The following is a 17395-nucleotide window of genomic DNA, read 5'->3' as shown; positions in this document are numbered from 1 at the left end:
CCCTTTGTACCTGAAGTCGCTCACGCTCAAGGGATTCAAATCGTTCGCCGACCGCATCCAGCTCACATTGGAACCGGGCATGACGGCCGTCGTCGGCCCGAACGGATCGGGCAAATCGAACATCTCGGACGCCGTCCTGTGGGTCCTGGGCGAACGCAACCCCAAGCATCTGCGCGGCCAGGCCATGGAAGACGTCATCTTCGCCGGCTCGACGGCGCGTCGCAGCGTGAGCGTCGCGGAGGTCGAGCTCGTGTTCGATAATTCCGACGGGATGCTCCCGGTCGATTTCGACGAGGTATCGCTCACGCGCAGGATCTTCCGCAGCGGAGAGAGCGAATACCTGATCAACGGCATCGTCGCCCGGCGCATGGACTTCATGGACATCCTGCATGACACGGGGCTCGGCACGGGCACGCATACGATCATCGGCCAGGGCAACCTGGACGCGGTGCTCACGGGAAAGCCCGAGGACCGTCGCGCGCTCATCGAAGAAGCCGCCGGCATCCTCAAGCACAAGCAGCGAAAGGAACGCTCGGCTCGCAAGCTCGCATCGATGGACGAGCACCTGGCGCGCGTGAAAGACGTTGCCGTTGAGGTGGAACGCCAGCTCAAGCCATTGGCTCGCAAGGCGTCGCGGCAGCAGGCCTACGAGGCGCTCTCGACCGAGCTCACGCAGATGGACCTTCTGCTCGCGGTCGACGATCTTCGTCGCCTGCGCACGGCGTGGGATGCCGTGGAGCGTGCCGAGAAGGAGGCCGCGGCGAAGATAGACGTCGATCGCCTCGCGTCCGAAGACGCCGATGCACGGGTCCAGAAGCTCTCGCAGCTCCTGCAGGATCGGGGGCTCTACGTCGGCGACCTCACCGAACGGCGCGGACGGTTCCATATGCTCGTCGAGCGCTTCGAATCGGTCGAGCGCGTCCTTCGCGAGAAGGAACGCTCGATCGAGTCCCGCCTGTCCGCTGCCGAGGGAACGGCGTCCGGATCGAAGCGCAGGATCGCCTCGCTGAGCGCGGAGGTCGCATCGCTCAAGGAACGACGCGATGCCCAGGTCGCGAAGCGCGATGCCTTGTCGGCCGATATGTCCGAGCTCGCAGACGCGCTCGAGGACGCGCGCGCCGCGAGGCGCGACGCAGACGCGCAGGCGGCACGTCTGCGCACGGACCTTGCCGAAGCGGAGCGCACGATCGCCGATGCGGATGCGCGCCTGTCGCGGGCGCGCGACGACCACCATGCGCTCGCCGCGCGCGTCGACGCGCTGTCGGCTCGCCATGACGCGCTTTCCGCCGAGCTTGCCGATGTGCGCGGCGAGCTTGCCTCGCATGAAGATGCGTGCGCGGCGAAACGGGAGGCGCTCGATGCCGTGCTCGCCGAAGCGGCCCATGCCGATACGCTCCGCATCGATGCAGCCGATGCGGAGCGCGCTGCGCGCAGCGCGCTCAAAGAAGCGCGCCTGCGCCTGCAGGGCGCGGCGGGGGAGCGCGCCGCCGTCGAGCGCGCGCTCGCATCCATCCGGACACGTACGGCGGCATCCGCGTGGATGCACGAACATGCCGCGCATGACGGGCATGCGCGCACCCTGGCATCCCTCATGCACGTGCCGCCGCATCTCGAGCATCTCGTCGAATTCCTTTTGGGAGACGATCTGACCTGTCCCGTCGCCGCCGACGGGCGTACCGCCGCGTCCCTGCTTTCCGCCGTGCGCGAAGCAGGGATCGGAGGCGATGCCCGCGTTCTCTTCGCATCGGACCGCGATCGGTCTGCGGAGGCGACCGGTCGTCTGATAGACGCCATCGATGCCGATGCATCCGTCCAAGGGCTTCTGGATGCCCTGCTGGGCGATGTCATGCTGGTTGAAACCGCCGAAGAGGCGTTCGCGGGTTCTTCCGAGGCGCTGCGCTATGCGACGCCGGACGGCATCGTCGTCAGGCCTCGGGCGAAGGCGCTTGCCGCCGCGCCCGATCGCGACGCGCGCTCAGGCGCCCTTTCCCGCGAGCGCCGGCTCTCCGAGCTTGCAGACGAGCAGGCGCGCCTCGAGGCCGAAGAGGCATCGGCCGCCGTCGCCCTCGAGAGTGCCGAGGCCGCCCTTGCGCAGGCGCAGGCATCGTGCCTTTCCCATGCATCCGAGAAGGCGCGCCTCGAAGGCGCCTTCGCCTCGGCTGAAGCCGAGCGACGCAGACTCGCTCAGCGCCTGTCGACGCTCGAATCGGCCTTCGCCTCGGTCGAGGCCGACCTGGACCGCGCACGCGACGCTCTTTCGGGCGCATCGCCCGATATGGACGGGCTTTCCGCCCGTGCGACCGATGCGCGCGCCCGCCGCGCGTCCTTGCAGGCCGAGATCGAGGCGATCCAATCCGACCGCGATGCGAAAGCGGACGCCGAGCAGAAGGCGGCGCAGGCGCACGCCGACGCGAAGCTCGATTGCATGACGTCCATCGAGCGCGCGCGCTCGTTCGAACGGGAATGCGCGGAGAGGGAGCGCGATCTCGAGCGCGCCGTGCGTGCGAGGGACCGTGCCGCCGCCGAGCTCGTCGGGCTGCGTCGCGCCCATGGCCGCATCGAGCCTTTGCGCGCCGTCGTGGCATCCCTGCGCGCAGGCGTGCAGGGATGGGTCGACGATCTGGCTGAGAAGGCGACGCTCGAACAGGCTCGGTCCCAGTCGCTTACGCAATCGATCGCCGACGCCCGGGAAGCGGCGGCTCGGGCGAAAGCCGTGCTGGACGCGTCCGTATCCGCGCTTTCCGACGTCCGCGTCGAGCGCGGCCGCCTTGAAGTCCAGGTCGATGCCGCGCAGGCGAAGATCGTCGACGAATGCGGCGTGCCCCTGGAAACCGCGCTGCTGCTCGGAGCCGTGGACGATCGTTCCGAACTCGAAGAGCAGGCGGCGTCGGCGCGGCGCCGCATCGCGAAGATGGGCACGATCGACTCGTCGGCCGCCGAGGAATACGAGGCGGCGAAGGAGCGCTTCGAATACCTCTCGTCTCAGATCGAAGACATGGAGGCGGCGCGCCGCGCGCTCAAGCGCATCGACGCGGCCATAGACGCGCGCATGAAGGAGCGCTTCGATCTCACGTTCGAGGCTGTGAACCGGAACTTCCAGAACATCTTCGCCAGCCTCTTCCCGGGCGGCTCCGGCGAGCTCACGCTCGTCGGCGGCGAGGGCGACGAACCTGTCGGTGTGGAGGTCAACGCGCAGCCGCGCGGCAAGCGCATCACCAAGATGATGCTCATGAGCGGCGGCGAGCGATCGCTGACCGCGCTTGCGCTGCTCTTCGCCGTCTACAAGATCCGCTCGACGCCGTTCTACATCCTCGACGAGGCCGAGGCGGCCCTTGACGACAGCAACCTGCGCCGTTTGATCGCCTACCTCGATGAGCTGCGCCGTGAGACGCAGCTCATCATGATCACCCATCAGCGCCGCACGATGGAGATGGCCGACGTCCTCTATGGCGTGTCCATGCAGGCCGACGGCGTCACCAAGGTCGTTTCCCAGCGGCTCGAGCGCACGGCAGGCGCGCCGTCAGGAAAGGAATGATCCCATGGCATGGTTCGATCGCATGAAGTCCGGCCTGTCGAAAAGCCGGGAGAAGCTTCAGGAATCCATCAACATGCTCGTCTTCAAGGGTCCCGAAGTCGATGAGGACTTCTGGGAGAACCTCGAAGAGACGCTGGTCATGAGCGATATCGGATATCCGGCGGCGTTCAAGATCTCGGTCGATATGCGCGACGCGGCGCAGAGGCGCGCCCTTCCTGACGCTCCTGCGATCCTCGAAGAGCTGAGCGCGCAGATCGCGCGCGGCTTCGCCGTGCCCGAGGAAGGCAACCCGCTCGACGAGCGTCCGCTGTGCGTCCTGCTCGTAGGCGTGAACGGATCGGGAAAGACGACGACGGCCGGCAAGATGGCCGCCGAGGCCAAGGGCCGGGGCGACACCGTCGTTCTCGGAGCTGCGGACACCTTCCGCGCCGCGGCCATCGAGCAGCTCGAGGAGTGGGCCCGCAGAAGCGATGTGCCCATCGTCGAGCGCGAACGCGGATCCGATCCCGCAAGCGTCTGCTACGAGACGCTCGACGAAGCCGAGCGCATCGGGGCGGACCTTGTGCTCATCGACACGGCCGGGCGCCTCCACACCTCGCCCGATCTGATGCGCGAGCTTCAGAAGGTCACGTCCGTCGTGCGCAAGCGGTGCGCCTGGCGCGTGGTCACCGTGCTCGTGATCGACGCGACCGCAGGCCAGAACGGTTTGACGCAAGCCAAGAAATTCGACGAGGCGCTCGACCTCGACGGCATCGTCATGACCAAGCTCGACGGCACGGCCAAGGGCGGCATCGCCCTTGCGATATCCTATGAGCTGGGACTTCCCATATTGAAGATCGGCGTCGGCGAAGGAATCAACGACCTTCGCGATTTCGACGCGCTCGACTACGCCCGTGCGCTCACGGGCAGCGAGGAGTAATGCATGCTTGAGAGCCTATCCGACCGACTTCAGGGGGTTTTCGGCGGCCTGAAATCGAAAGGACGCCTGACTCCCGACGATATCGACGCGGCCATGCGCGAGGTGCGCATGGCGCTGCTCGAGGCCGACGTCAACTACAAGGTGGTCAAGACCTTCGTCGCCAAGACGAAGGAACGATGCATGGGCGCCGACGTGCTCGAATCGCTGACGCCCGCCCAGAACGTCGTGAAGATCGTCCTCGACGAGCTCACGGAGCTTCTGGGCGGCACGTCGTCGCGCATGGTGCTGACGAGCCGCATCCCGAACGTCATCATGCTCGTGGGCCTGCAGGGCTCCGGCAAGACGACGGCCGCCGCGAAGCTCGCGTACCTGCTGAAGTCCAAAGGGCACAGCCCGCTGCTCGTGGCCTGCGACACCTACCGTCCTGCCGCAGCCGATCAGCTCGAAACCCTCGGCAGCGAGATCGGCGTGAAGGTGTTCCGCGGCGATGGGGCCCATCCGGTCGGCATCGCGCAAGAAGGCGTTCGATTCGCCATCGACAACCTGCGCGACGTCGTCATCGTCGACACCGCCGGCCGCCTGCAGGTCGACGAAGCCATGATGGCGGAAGCCGCCGATATCAAAGCCGCGGTCGAACCCGATCAGATCTTCATGGTCGTCGATGCCATGACCGGCCAGGAAATCGTCAACGTGGCTTCCGCCTTCGCCGAGCGCGTCGATTTCGACGGCGCCATCGTCTCGAAGATGGACGGCGATGCCCGCGGCGGCGGCGCGCTTTCCCTCATGCAGGTGACGGGCAAGCCCATCAAATTCATATCCGCAGGCGAAAAGCCCGACAGTCTTGAAGAGTTCCATCCCGACCGCATGGCCAAGCGCATCCTCGGCATGGGCGACGTCGTCTCGCTCATCGAGCAGGCGAGCCGCATAGAAGCCGACGAGGCCGAGCGCGCCTCGGCGGAGCGCATGGCGCGCGCCCAGTTCACGCTCGACGATTTCCTCCAGGTGAAGAAGCAGGTCGCCCGCCTCGGGGGCATCTCGAAGCTCGTGAGCGCGCTTCCCGGCGGCGACCGCGCGATGGCGTCGGGCAAGGTGGACACCGGCGCGCTCGACCGCATGGAGACCGTCATCTTCTCCATGACCTCGTATGAACGCGCACATCCCGATGCGCTCAACGCGTCGCGCCGCCGCCGCGTCGCCGCGGGCGCGGGCGTGACGGTCCAGGACGTCAACCAGGTCATCAAGCAGTTCAACGAGACCAAGAAGATGATGAAGCGCACGATGTCCCAGGTCGATCCCAGTGGAGGCGGCAAGAAAGGGAAGAAGGGCAAGCGCGGCAAACGCCGTCGTCCGATGCTTCCCGGCGGCATGTCCATGAAGGATCTGAAGGCCATCGAGGATATGATGGACGGCCGGAATCCCTAGGATTCACGCATCGCCCCGCCCGCCCCGACGTTTCCGTTCGATTTCGGGGAAGGCGGGGCTTTTCGTCTATAATCGCCTTGCTGTGAAACCTAGAAAGGGGTTGGTATGACGACAAGGGTTGGCATTAACGGATTCGGTCGCATCGGTCGCCTCACGTATCGCGCGATGGCGAACGATCCCGACATCGAAGTCGTGGCAGTCAACGACACGGGCAGCATCGAAGCCGCAGCGTATCTGCTTAAATACGATTCCGTGCACGGCCAGGCGTTCGAAACGGTCGAAACCTACGACGAGGGCTTCGTCGCCGACGGCCGCAAGGTCAAGGTCCTTTCCGACCGCAACCCGCTGAACCTGAACTGGGGCGATCTGGGCGTGGACGTGGTCATCGAATCGACCGGCGCGTTCCGCAAGGCCGAAGACGCGCGCATGCATATCGAAGCCGGCGCCAAGAAGGTCCTCATCACCGCTCCGGGCAAAAACGAGGACGCCACCATCGTCATGGGCGTCAACGACGAAGTCTACGACAAGAGCATCCATCGCATCGTCTCCAACGCGTCCTGCACCACGAACTGCCTCGCACCTATGGCAAAGGTGCTGCTCGATAGCTTCGGCATCGAACGCGGCTACATGAACACCATCCATAGCTACACCAACGACCAGCGCATTCTCGACGGTTCCCACAAGGATCTCCGCCGTGCCCGCGCTGCGGCCCTGTCCATGATCCCGACCACCACGGGCGCGGCCAAGGCCGTGTCCCTCGTGCTTCCTGCGCTCGCCGGCAAGCTCGACGGTTTCGCCACGCGCGTTCCGACCCCCGATGCCTCTATGGTCGATCTGACGGTCCAGCTCTCGCGTCCCGTCACCAAGGAAGAGGTCAATGCCGCGATGAAGGCCGCCGCCGCGGGGGCCATGAAGGGCTACCTCCAATACTGCGACGAACCCATCGTATCGACCGATGTCATCGGCAACTCCTCTTCATGCGTCTTCGACAGCATGCTCACCATGGTGCTCGGCGGCACGAACGATCTGGTCAAGGTCGTCGGCTGGTACGACAACGAATGGGGCTATTCCAATCGCGTGAAGGATCTCACGAAGATCCTCATGTAAGGCGAGATGCTGCAAAGGGGGGCCGTCGCGCAATCCGCTTCGAGAAAGCGGGACGCGACGGCCCTCGTGCTTGGCACGCCTGCGAAAACAGAGAAAGGAGCATGCATCCATGCCGATCCAGAGCGTCGAGACCGCTGAGGTCGCCGGCAAGCGAGTCCTCGTCCGCGTCGATTTCAACGTTCCCGTCACCGACGGGCGCGTGACCGACGACACCCGTATCAAAGCGGCGCTTCCCACCATCGAACATCTCGTCGAACGGGGCGCCAAAGTCGTGCTCATGAGCCATTTCGGCCGTCCTTGCGGCACAGGCTTCGAAGCGGATTTCTCCCTTGCTCCCGCTTCGGCCCGCCTCTCCGAGCTCATCGGCCGTCCGGTGGCAATGGCATCCGACGTGACGGGCGAGGATGCCCGCGCGAAGGTGGCGGAGCTTTCCGACGGCGCGGTCGTGCTGCTCGAGAACCTGCGCTTCGACGCACGCGAGAAGAAGAACGATCCGACATTCTGCGAAGAGCTCGCAGCGTTCGGCGACCTCTATGTCAACGATGCGTTCGGCTGCGCCCATCGCGCGCACGCATCGACGACCGGCGTCGCGAAGCTGCTTCCCGCCTATGCCGGCTTCCTGCTGAGCGCGGAGGTCGAAACGCTTTCGAGCGTGCTCGACGCGCCTGAGCGTCCGTTCGTGGCCATCCTCGGCGGCTCGAAGGTCTCCGACAAGGTCGGCGTCATCGAATCGCTCATGGACAAGGCCGACGTCATCATCGTGGGCGGCGGCATGTGCTTCACGTTCCTGCTGGGCCAGGGCAAGGCGATCGGCGCCTCGCTCAAGGAGGATGACTGGGTCGATCGTTCCCGGGACATGCTTGCGCGCGCCGAAGAGGTCGGGTGCGCGATCATGCTGCCTGAAGACGTTGTCTGCGCAGACCGCTTCGCAGAAGATGCGAATGTCGTCACCTGTTCGGTCGACGCCATGCCTGCCGATATGATGGGACTCGACATCGGACCTGCGACCGAGGCATCGTATGCCGCGGCCATCGCCGGGGCCAAGACCGTCTTCTGGAACGGCCCCATGGGAGTCTTCGAGATGAAGCCGTTCGCGCATGGCACCAAGGCCGTGGCGGATGCCATGGCGGCGAATGAAGCCGCGACGACGATCGTCGGCGGCGGCGACAGCGTGGCGGCCGTGAACATGTTCGGCATGGCGTCGGAGATGTCCTTCATCTCGACCGGCGGCGGCGCCGCGATGGAGCTCGTGGAAGGAAAGGCGCTTCCCGGCGTCGAGGCATTGAGGAGGTAACCCGATGCGCAGACCGCTCATCATCGGCAATTGGAAGATGAACAAGACTCCGGCTGAAAGCGTCGTGCTCTCGCAGGGGATCTCGAACCGCTACGACCGCGCCTGGGATGCCGTCGACGTGGTGCTCTGTCCGCCCACCATCGACCTGCGCTCTGTGATCACGGTGCTCGATTTCGATAAATCCCTTGTCGAAACGGGTGCGCAGAACGTCCATTGGGAACCTTCCGGCGCCTTCACGGGCGAAACGAGCATCCCTATGCTCAAGGATGTAGGCTGCACCTGGTGCATCGTCGGGCACTCCGAACGGCGCGAGATGTTCGCCGAAAGCGACGAGACCGTCAATCTCAAGGTGCGCGCGCTCTGCGAATCCGGGCTGCATCCGATTATCTGCGTGGGGGAAAGCCTCGCCATGCGCGAGTCGGGCGCGACCGTGCCCTTCGTCGTCGACCAGGTGCGTGCGGCCTTCGCCGGGCTCGAACCGGAAGAAGCTCGGCTGGCGGTCGTCGCCTACGAGCCCGTCTGGGCTATCGGAACGGGACGCACGGCGACGCCGGATCAGGCGCAGGAGGTATGCGCAGCCATCCGCGCGACGCTCGCGGATCTGTTCGGCGTAGGCGTCGCCGATGAGATGCGCGTTCTATACGGCGGCTCCATGAAGCCTGAAAACGTCGAGGGCTTCCTTGCGCTCGCCGATGTCGACGGGGGGCTTATCGGCGGCGCCTCGCTCAACGTCGACGATTTCGCCTACCTTGTCGCTGCGGCCGCGACGATACGTTAGATCCAGCCGGACGGCACTATCCGTCCGGCCCTGTTCCAGAGGAGCCTCGAGATGCACCACGACATGCACGAATACACCCTGCCGGCCCTGCTCGTCATCATGGACGGCTTCGGAATCGACGAGGCGGGAGAAGGAAACGCCATTTCGCTCGCATCCACGCCGAACCTCGACCGATATTGGAAGACCTGTCCGCGCACGACGCTCGAGGCCTCGGGAGAAGCCGTGGGGCTTCCGGCGGGCCAGATGGGCAATTCCGAAGTCGGGCATCTCAACATCGGCGCCGGACGCGTCGTGCATCAGGAGCTCACGCGCATCAACGCCGCCTGCGCCGACGGATCCATCGCGCGCAGCGAGGGCGTTCAGGCGGCGTTCGAGGCCGCATCGACGCCGGGTTCCGCCTTGCACCTGATGGGGCTCTTCTCGGACGGTGGGGTGCATTCGCACATCATGCATCTGCTCGCGCTCATCCGCCATGCCGTGGCGGCGGGCGTTCCCGATGTGCGCGTCCACTGCTTCATGGACGGCCGCGACGTCTCGCCGACGAGCGGCATCGGATTCGTGCGCGAGCTCGAAACCATGATCGAAAAACGCGAATGGGGCGATCGAGTCCGCATCGCATCGATCTCCGGGCGCTACTATGCGATGGATCGCGACAACCGTTGGGAGCGCGTCCACGCGGCTTGGGATGCCATCGTCTGCGCGCAGCCTCTCTCCGACCAAGCGCCCGAGGCGTTCGTGCAGGCTTCCTACGACGCGGGCACGACCGATGAATTCATCGTTCCCGGGGCATTCGACGGGCGCGGCGTCGTCGACGGGGATGCGGTCCTCTTCTTCAACTTCCGCCCTGACCGCGCCCGTCAGATCAGCCGCGCCTTCACCGAACCCGATTTCGACGGCTTCGCGCGCGGGCGCGCGCCTCGCGTGACCTATGTCTGCCTGACCGAATACGACCCGACGCTCGATGCGCTGGTCGCCTTCCCGAAGGCCTTTCCCGAGCATGTGCTCGCCGACGTCATCGCCGATGCAGGCCTCACGCAATACCACACGGCCGAAACCGAGAAGTACGCGCACGTCACCTTCTTTTTGAACGGCGGCGTCGAAGAGCCCAAAGCAGGGGAGACGCGCAGGCTCGTGTCTTCGCCGAAAGTCGCGACCTACGACCTGCAGCCCGAGATGAGCGAACCCGAGGTCGCGCGCACGCTCGTCGAGGCGATCGAGTCGGACGTCGCGGACGTGTATATCGTGAACTTCGCGAACTGCGACATGGTGGGGCACACGGGCATGATCCCCGCCGCCCGCGCCGCGGTCGAGGCGGTCGACGCCGGCGTCGGTTCGGTCGTCGACGCCGTCTGCGCCAAAGGCGGATTCGCGCTCATCACTGCCGACCACGGCAACGCGGACAAGATGATCGCGGAGGACGGATCGCCCCATACGGCCCATACCACCGCGCCCGTGCCGCTCATCCTGGTCGATGGGACCGGCGCAGGCCTCGGCCTGAAAGACGTGCACGGCGCGCTCTGCGATATCGCTCCCACGATGCTCGAGGCGATCGGGCTCGACCGGCCGGCCGCGATGGACGGACGCTCGCTGCTCGTATAGCTCCCCTGCCGTCTGCCGAGGGATGGCCGTTCTCGCGTCTAAAGACGGGCGATGCTCGTACAATCGCCCGTTAAACATCCACGTATTCGTGGCGACGCTTGAAAGGAACCATCATGATCGCAGTCATCAGGAAAGGCGTGTCGGACGCTCGCGTTGCCGAGCTATGCGAGCGCCTCAGAGAACGCGGACTTGAGACCCATGTGAGCGTCGGCACCTATCAGACGATCGTCGGCCTCGTCGGCGACACCGCGTCTATCGATATACGCCTCCTCGAATCGCTCGATGAAATCGAACAGATCAAACGCGTATCCGAACCGTTCAAGAAGGCGAATCGCAAGTTCCATCCGGAAGACAGCGTCGTCGAGGTCGGCGGAGTGAAGATCGGCGGAGTGAAGATCGGCGGTGGGACGTTCACCGTCATGGCGGGTCCGTGCTCCGTCGAAAGCGAAGAGCAGTGCATGATCATCGCCGAAGCCGTGAAGGCCCATGGCGGCGCGATTTTCCGCGGAGGCGCGTTCAAGCCCCGCACCTCTCCCTATGCCTTCCAAGGCATGGGCAGGGAAGGACTCGGCATCCTCTCGGCCGTCAAAGAGCGTTTCGGCCTTCCTACGGTGAGCGAGATCATGGATGCGCATGACCTGCCGTATTTCGAAGATATCGATATCCTGCAGGTGGGCGCGCGCAATATGCAGAACTTCACGCTGCTCAAAGCCCTCGGCGCCCAAGACAAGCCCGTTCTGCTCAAGCGCGGCATGGCGGCTACGATCGACGAGCTTCTGATGTCGGCGGAATACATCATGGCGGGCGGCAATCGAAACGTCATCCTGTGCGAACGGGGCATCAGGTCGTACGACACGCGCACGCGCAACGTCTTCGACGTCTCCGCCATTCCCGTGCTGCGCGAACTCACCCATCTTCCGATCGTTTCGGATCCGAGCCACGCCACCGGGCGCACGAGCCTCGTGACGCCGGTCGCGTGCGCGGCCGTGGCCGCCGGCTCCGACGGTCTCGAGGTCGAAGTCCATCACGACCCGAAGCACGCGCTCTCCGATGGCGCCCAAGCGCTGCTGCCTGAGCAGTTCGCCGACATGATGCGCCGATGCGCAGCCATACGCGATGCGATTCGCGAGGAGTAGGGCGATGCCGTCTTCAGCGAAGCGTCGGGTCGATCTCGACCTCATCACGCGTTCGGGCACGCCGGGCGCGGTCGGCATCGTGGGGCTCGGCCTCATCGGCGGGTCGTTGGCGAAGGCCTATGCGGAAGCGGGCGTGACGGTGTATGCCGCCAATCGCACGCGCTCGACGCTCGAAGCCGCCATTGCGGAAGGCAGCGTCGCCGCCCCTCTCGACGATTCGACCATCGAGCTGTGCGATCTGGTCGTCATCGCGCTATACCCTCAGGCCACGGTCGATTGGGTGCGCGACCATGCCGATGCGTTCGCAACCGATGCGCTCGTCGTGGACTGCGGAGGCGTCAAGCGTGCGATATGCGCGCCGTGCTTCGCCGTCGCATCGTCTTACGGCTTCCACTTCATCGGCGGCCATCCGATGGCCGGCATCCAATACTCGGGCTTTCGCCACGCGCGCGTCGATCTGTTCGCAGGCCAATCTTTCGTCATCGTGCCTCCTGAAGACTGCGACCGCCGCGTCGTCGACGCCTGCATCGCCTCTCTTTCTCCCTGCGGGTTCAAGCGGTATTCGATAGCCACGCCCGAGCGCCACGATGAGATCATCGCCTATACCTCCCAGCTTGCGCATGTGGTGAGTTCGGCGTTCATCAAGAGCCCGACGGCCCGAGCGCATTCAGGGTTCTCGGCCGGAAGCTATCGCGACCTCACGCGCGTCGCGGAGCTGAACGCAGGCATGTGGACCGAGCTGTTCTGCGACAATGCCGATTACCTGAGCCTTGAGATCGAACGCGTGATCAAGGAGCTCTCTCGATACAAGGACGCGCTCGACGCCCGCGATGCCGACACGCTCGAGGCGCTGCTTGCCGACGGCGCGCGCGCCAAGAGAAGGGCCGACGGACGCTTCAGCGATGGGGGAGGCGCCTCATGACGGCCGTCGACGTCCACGCCTCGAAAGACTATACGGTATTCATCGACGAACTTTCGCTCGACGATATCGGCGGCCTGGCGCGCAAGGTGTCGGGAGGAGACGCGGCGCTTATCGTGAGCGACGGCAACGTCGCACCGCGCTATCTCGCCCGAGTCCGAGCATCTCTGGAAACGGCAGGCTATCCTGTCTCGACCTTCGTCTTTCCCGCAGGGGAGAAGTCCAAGACCTTATCGACGTTCGCGCGCGCCGTCGATGCCTGCGCCGAGGCCGGCCTGACTCGTTCATCGGTCGTCATCGCGCTCGGCGGCGGCGTCACGGGCGACATCGCGGGGTTCGTCGCGGCATCCTACATGCGCGGTTGCCGCTGCATCCAGGTGCCGACATCGCTTCTTGCCTGCGTCGACTCGTCGGTCGGAGGGAAGGTCGGAGTCGATATCCCTGCGGGCAAGAACCTGGTCGGCGCGTTCTTCCAACCCGATGCCGTACTGATCGACACAAGCCTTCTCTCGACGCTCGACCCCGTGTTCTTCACGGACGGCTGCGCCGAGATCATCAAATACGGCGCCATTCGGGATGCCGCGCTCTTCGAAGAGCTCGCATCGCCTCTTATGCCGGGGGATGCGCGCCTGCCTGACGTTATCGCGCGATGCGTCGCCCTCAAGCGCGATATCGTCGAGGCCGACGAGCGGGAAAGAGGCCTGCGCAAACTCCTGAACTTCGGACATACGGTCGGGCACGCGATCGAAAGCCTCACGGACTTCCAGGTCCATCACGGATTCGCGGTGGCAACCGGCATGGCGGTCGTGACGCGCGCTGCAGCGAGGAGCGGTCTTTGCGCGCTCGATACGCTCGAGCGCATCGAGCGGATCGTGCAGGCATACGGATTCGATATCGAAACGCCGCTTTCGCCGCGCGCCCTTGCCAAGGCCATGCGCGCAGACAAGAAGCGCACGGGTGACGCCGTCGGCTTCATCGTCGTCGACGCCATCGGCGCGGCCGCCATACGCGAAGTGCCGATGAACGGCGTCGAGGCGTTTCTCGAGGGTTCTTGTGCGTCGATCAATCCATCTTTCCTCACGTCCAAGGAGCGCTCATGTCATCGTGCATAGGCAAGAACATCACGGTTTCCCTCTTCGGCCAGAGCCATTCCGCGGCCGTAGGCGTCGTCGTCGACGGGCTGCCTGCTGGGATCCGTATAGACAAGGAGCGCTTGCAGGCGTTTCTCGACCGGCGCGCTCCAGGCCGCACCCCCTGGTCGACGCCGCGCAAGGAAGCGGACGCGCCCGAATTCGTCAGCGGCATCGTCGACGGCATGACGTGCGGAGCTCCGGTCGCCGCGCTCATACGCAACACGAATACGCGCTCCTCCGATTACGATGAGCTTCGCTTCGTGCCGAGACCGGGGCATGCCGATTACGTCGCCGATGTGAAATACGGAGGCCATCAGGATGTTTCGGGAGGCGGGCATTTTTCCGCTCGGCTGATGGCTCCGCTCTGCATCGCAGGCGGCATCGCCATCCAGGTTCTTGAAGACGAAAATATCCACGTGGGTGGGCATATCGCGCGCATAGCAGGAATCGACGACGCCGCGTTTCCAAGGCAGGGACTTTTGTTCGAAGCGCTCCATGAGCCGGCGGGAAAGCCGCTGCCCGTCATCGACGATGCCGCCGGCGCGCGCATGATCGATGCGATCCTCGAGGCGCACCGCCTTTGCGACAGCGTCGGCGGCGTCGTGGAATGCGCTGCCATCGGGCTTCCCATCGGCGTGGGCGAGCCTCTTTTCGAGGGAATCGAAAGCGCGCTGGCGCGCATCCTGTTCGCCATACCGGCCGTGAAGGGCGTCGAGTTCGGATGCGGCTTTCATGCGGCGGACATGCGCGGAAGCGCGCATAACGATCCCTATCGCATGGTCGGCGGACAGGTCGGGATCATCAAGAACGATGCGGGCGGCATTCTTGGCGGCATTTCGACGGGGGAGCCGGTCGTCATGCGCGTCGCGTTCAAGCCGACATCGTCCATCGCTGCCGTCCAGCAGAGCGTGAACCTGCGGACGGGCGAAGACGCCGAGCTTACCGTGCGCGGCCGGCACGATCCATGCGTCGCGGCCCGCGCCGTTCCCATCGTGGAGGCTGCCTGCGCCTGCGCCCTGCTCGATCTCGTCATGGAAAGAAGGATGCGATGAGCGGCACGAACGGATCCGGCATATCCGGGCTTGATGCGCTGAGGGCGCGCATCGACGAAATCGACGAATCGATGGTCGCGCTCTTCGCCGAGCGCATGGACATCGCCGAGGACGTTGCCGAGACGAAGCGCGCATCAGGTCGTCCGGTGCTCGACGCGACGCGGGAGGCTGCCAAGATCGCCCAGGTGACGCATTTGGCGCCCGAGCGCTTCCGCCCGTATGTCTCCTCGCTGTACGGCGTCGTCATGGCGCTTTCCCGCATGCGGCAGCATGTCGTTCTGGACGAATCCCAAGGCGAGCGCCTTGCGAACGGCGCCGTGAACCGCGAGGAGCTTCCTTCCTCGGCGCATACGGCCATTCAAGGCGTGGCGGGATCGTGGTCGCATGCAGCCGCGCGCGCCATGCTCGACGATGTGCATCCGGAGTTTCTTTCCAGTTGGGAAGATGTTTGCGCCGCCGTTGAATCGGGCCGTGCGGATTTCGGCGTGCTTCCGCTCGAGAATTCGACCACAGGCACGGTGAACAGGACATGGGACCTTATCGCGCAGCACGGCCTGTTCATCGTGTCGTCCGCTATGCAGCGCATCGATCAGGCCCTTCTCATGAATCCCGGGCACGACGTCTCGGAGCTTTCTGAGGTTTTCTCACATGAGCAGGCGCTTCGCCAATGCGAACGATACCTCGAATCGCTCGGCCCGAACGTTCGCCCCACTATCTGCGAGAACACGGCCGTCGCCGCGCGTAGCGTCGCCGAATCCGGCAGGGGGGACATCGCGGCCGTCGCATCGGAGCTCTGCGCAAATACGTACGGACTCGATGTCGTCGCGCGCCGCATTCAGGATTCGAAAGACAACTACACGAGATTCGCCTGCATCGCGCGCGAGTGCATCGTCACGCGCCGGGCCGATCGATCGTCGTTCGTCGTCGTGGTCTCGCACGAGCCGGGATCGCTGTTCCGCCTGCTCGGCCTTTTCGCAGCTTTCGGCGTCAACCTCGTGAAGCTCGAGAGCCGTCCCATTCCCGGCAGCGCCTTCGAGTTCGGCTTCATGCTCGAAATCGAATCGGTGCCGGGCGATTCGACATTCGATGCCATCGCAGCCCAGCTGCCGGCATACTGCGAATCCTCACGCTACCTTGGAAGCTATCAGACGCACGGAACGGAGGTCGGACGATGAACGACAGGAAATTCGGCTTGGTGGGCCACCCGCTCGGTCACAGCTATTCCCCGCGCATCCATGAGCTTTTAGGATCGACGCCCTATGATCTCATCGATATCGCGGAAGACGAGCTCGAGCCCTTTTTCGCCCGTCGCGCCTTCGACGGCGTGAACGTGACCATTCCCTATAAGGTCGCCGCGCTTTCCCTCGTCGACGACGCATCCGAAGCCGCGCGCGCCATCGGATGCGTCAATACCGTCGTGAAGCGCCCGGATGGCACGCTCTTCGGGCATAACACCGATTACGACGGGTTCGCCTACCTGATCGATTCCCTCGGCGCCGACATCGACGGGCGGACGGCGGCCGTATTCGGCAACGGAGGCGCGACGCGCGCCGTCCTGGCCGTGCTGCGTGACAAGGGTGCCGCGCGCATCATCGTGTTCGACCGCAAGGCCGAGGGCAAAGGCGAGCCGGAAAGGCATGGAGGAACGTGCGAGGTCTGCGTGTGGGGATACGACGCGCTCGCTGACGCCTATGCGGCCGATCTGGTCGTCCAGACGACGCCGGTCGGCATGTATCCCGCCTGCCCGGCTTCGGTCTGCGATCTCGAACCCTTCGCCGCATGCGGCGAGAGCGGTCCAGGCGCCAAGGACGGCCTGATCGCGGTGCTCGATGTCGTATACAACCCGGCGAACACCGGCATCCTGATGCAGGCCGAACGTCTGGGCATTCCGCATGCGGGCGGCTTGGGAATGCTCGTCGCGCAAGCCAAGGCGGCCTCGGAGCTTTTTCGCGGCATCGCTCTCGACGATGCGGAGATCGAACGCATCGTGCATGAGCTTTCCTTCGACATGCGCTCGATCGCGCTCATCGGCATGCCGGGATCGGGGAAGGCTGCGATCGGCGGCATCGTCGCCCAGATGCTCGGACGTCCGTTCGTCGACATGGATGCCGAGGTCGTTCGCGAGGCGGGCAAGTCGATTCCCCAGATCTTCGCCGAAGAAGGAGAAGAAGGGTTCCGCGCGCGCGAGCATGAGGCGCTCGTACGCATCGGGCGCATGAGCGGTGCGGTCATCGCCTGCGGCGGAGGCGTCGTCACGCGACCGGAGAACTACGAGCCCTTGCATCAGAATTCATGCATCGTGCGCCTGCTGCGCGACCTTGACGAGCTTCCGACCGATGGGCGCCCCTTGTCGCAGTCGAAGGGCGTCGCGATGCTCGCGCAGGAGCGCGAGCATCTCTATCGCGCATGGGGCGATACGGTCGTCGAAAACAAAGGCGACGTCGAAACCGTCGCGAAAAACGTCATCGCCGCGTGCCGGAATCTTCGATAGGGGAGGATCC

Annotated in this window: 13 protein-coding genes; all 13 read left to right on the top strand. The window is 65.0% G+C overall.

All coding sequences use genetic code 11. The annotated features are described in order from the left end of the window. Nucleotides 1-4 precede the first annotated feature (4 nt). The 13 genes from smc (at nt 5) to HMPREF1155_RS06375 (ending at nt 17385) form a co-directional block, all read left to right on the top strand. Nucleotides 5-3535 carry a chromosome segregation protein SMC gene (gene smc / locus HMPREF1155_RS06435; protein ID WP_009078615.1) on the top strand — a complete coding sequence of 1177 codons (3531 nt, stop codon included), beginning with the start codon at nt 5-7 and terminating at the stop codon, nt 3533-3535. 4 nt (nt 3536-3539) lie between these two features. Then, a complete protein-coding gene (gene ftsY, locus HMPREF1155_RS06430) occupies nt 3540-4454 on the top strand; it encodes a signal recognition particle-docking protein FtsY (RefSeq protein ID WP_009078467.1) in 915 nt (304 codons plus the stop codon). Between the two features lie 3 nt (nt 4455-4457). Then, complete coding sequence (gene ffh, locus HMPREF1155_RS06425) at nt 4458-5876, top strand: signal recognition particle protein (RefSeq protein WP_006361380.1); 1419 nt, start codon at nt 4458-4460, stop codon at nt 5874-5876. 105 nt (nt 5877-5981) lie between these two features. Continuing rightward, nucleotides 5982-6983: a type I glyceraldehyde-3-phosphate dehydrogenase gene (gap, locus tag HMPREF1155_RS06420; protein WP_009078749.1), complete on the top strand. Its 1002-nt coding sequence runs from the start codon at nt 5982-5984 to the stop codon at nt 6981-6983. A 109-nt stretch (nt 6984-7092) separates the two neighbouring features. Beyond that, nucleotides 7093-8277: a phosphoglycerate kinase gene (gene pgk, locus HMPREF1155_RS06415; RefSeq protein WP_009078548.1), complete on the top strand. Its 1185-nt coding sequence runs from the start codon at nt 7093-7095 to the stop codon at nt 8275-8277. A gap of 4 nt (nt 8278-8281) precedes the next feature. Then, nucleotides 8282-9055, top strand: coding sequence for a triose-phosphate isomerase (gene tpiA / locus HMPREF1155_RS06410; protein WP_009078496.1), 774 nt, complete (start codon nt 8282-8284; stop codon nt 9053-9055). Between the two features lie 51 nt (nt 9056-9106). After that, nucleotides 9107-10654, top strand: a complete 1548-nt coding sequence (gene gpmI, locus HMPREF1155_RS06405; protein ID WP_009078649.1) for a 2,3-bisphosphoglycerate-independent phosphoglycerate mutase — start codon at nt 9107-9109, stop codon at nt 10652-10654. 113 nt (nt 10655-10767) lie between these two features. After that, the gene (gene aroF, locus HMPREF1155_RS06400; RefSeq protein WP_009078563.1) at nt 10768-11790 is read left to right on the top strand and encodes a 3-deoxy-7-phosphoheptulonate synthase; all 1023 of its coding nucleotides are present in this window, start codon (nt 10768-10770) and stop codon (nt 11788-11790) included. A 4-nt stretch (nt 11791-11794) separates the two neighbouring features. Then, the gene (locus HMPREF1155_RS06395) at nt 11795-12712 is read left to right on the top strand and encodes a prephenate dehydrogenase/arogenate dehydrogenase family protein (RefSeq protein ID WP_009078383.1); all 918 of its coding nucleotides are present in this window, start codon (nt 11795-11797) and stop codon (nt 12710-12712) included. Then, complete coding sequence (aroB, locus tag HMPREF1155_RS06390) at nt 12709-13821, top strand: 3-dehydroquinate synthase (protein WP_009078659.1); 1113 nt, start codon at nt 12709-12711, stop codon at nt 13819-13821. The genes HMPREF1155_RS06395 and aroB overlap by 4 nt, the downstream gene beginning before the upstream one ends. Continuing rightward, nucleotides 13806-14894, top strand: a complete 1089-nt coding sequence (gene aroC, locus HMPREF1155_RS06385) for a chorismate synthase (RefSeq protein ID WP_009078504.1) — start codon at nt 13806-13808, stop codon at nt 14892-14894. Before aroB ends, aroC begins: the two co-directional genes overlap by 16 nt. After that, the gene (locus HMPREF1155_RS06380; protein ID WP_009078372.1) at nt 14891-16069 is read left to right on the top strand and encodes a bifunctional chorismate mutase/prephenate dehydratase; all 1179 of its coding nucleotides are present in this window, start codon (nt 14891-14893) and stop codon (nt 16067-16069) included. The genes aroC and HMPREF1155_RS06380 overlap by 4 nt, the downstream gene beginning before the upstream one ends. Next, a complete protein-coding gene (locus HMPREF1155_RS06375; RefSeq protein WP_009078701.1) occupies nt 16066-17385 on the top strand; it encodes a shikimate kinase in 1320 nt (439 codons plus the stop codon). Before HMPREF1155_RS06380 ends, HMPREF1155_RS06375 begins: the two co-directional genes overlap by 4 nt. Nucleotides 17386-17395: the final 10 nt, after the last annotated feature.

This window comes from Slackia sp. CM382, from assembly GCF_000293015.1.
In the GTDB taxonomy this organism is placed as follows: Bacteria; Actinomycetota; Coriobacteriia; order Coriobacteriales; family Eggerthellaceae; genus Slackia; species Slackia exigua.
The sequence above is the reverse complement of the archived record's forward strand: the minus strand, read 5'-3'. Positions and strand labels throughout refer to the sequence as shown.

What these genes read in the sequence shown, in the direction of transcription:
- aroF (WP_009078563.1), top strand. Translation starts at nt 10,768, where the DNA reads ATGATCGCAGTCATCAGGAAAGGCGTGTCGGACGCTCGCGTTGCCGAG.
- HMPREF1155_RS06395 (WP_009078383.1), top strand. Translation starts at nt 11,795, where the DNA reads ATGCCGTCTTCAGCGAAGCGTCGGGTCGATCTCGACCTCATCACGCGT.
- HMPREF1155_RS06375 (WP_009078701.1), top strand. Translation starts at nt 16,066, where the DNA reads ATGAACGACAGGAAATTCGGCTTGGTGGGCCACCCGCTCGGTCACAGC.
- ffh (WP_006361380.1), top strand. Translation starts at nt 4,458, where the DNA reads ATGCTTGAGAGCCTATCCGACCGACTTCAGGGGGTTTTCGGCGGCCTG.
- ftsY (WP_009078467.1), top strand. Translation starts at nt 3,540, where the DNA reads ATGGCATGGTTCGATCGCATGAAGTCCGGCCTGTCGAAAAGCCGGGAG.
- aroB (WP_009078659.1), top strand. Translation starts at nt 12,709, where the DNA reads ATGACGGCCGTCGACGTCCACGCCTCGAAAGACTATACGGTATTCATC.
- pgk (WP_009078548.1), top strand. Translation starts at nt 7,093, where the DNA reads ATGCCGATCCAGAGCGTCGAGACCGCTGAGGTCGCCGGCAAGCGAGTC.
- HMPREF1155_RS06380 (WP_009078372.1), top strand. Translation starts at nt 14,891, where the DNA reads ATGAGCGGCACGAACGGATCCGGCATATCCGGGCTTGATGCGCTGAGG.
- tpiA (WP_009078496.1), top strand. Translation starts at nt 8,282, where the DNA reads ATGCGCAGACCGCTCATCATCGGCAATTGGAAGATGAACAAGACTCCG.
- gap (WP_009078749.1), top strand. Translation starts at nt 5,982, where the DNA reads ATGACGACAAGGGTTGGCATTAACGGATTCGGTCGCATCGGTCGCCTC.
- aroC (WP_009078504.1), top strand. Translation starts at nt 13,806, where the DNA reads ATGTCATCGTGCATAGGCAAGAACATCACGGTTTCCCTCTTCGGCCAG.
- gpmI (WP_009078649.1), top strand. Translation starts at nt 9,107, where the DNA reads ATGCACCACGACATGCACGAATACACCCTGCCGGCCCTGCTCGTCATC.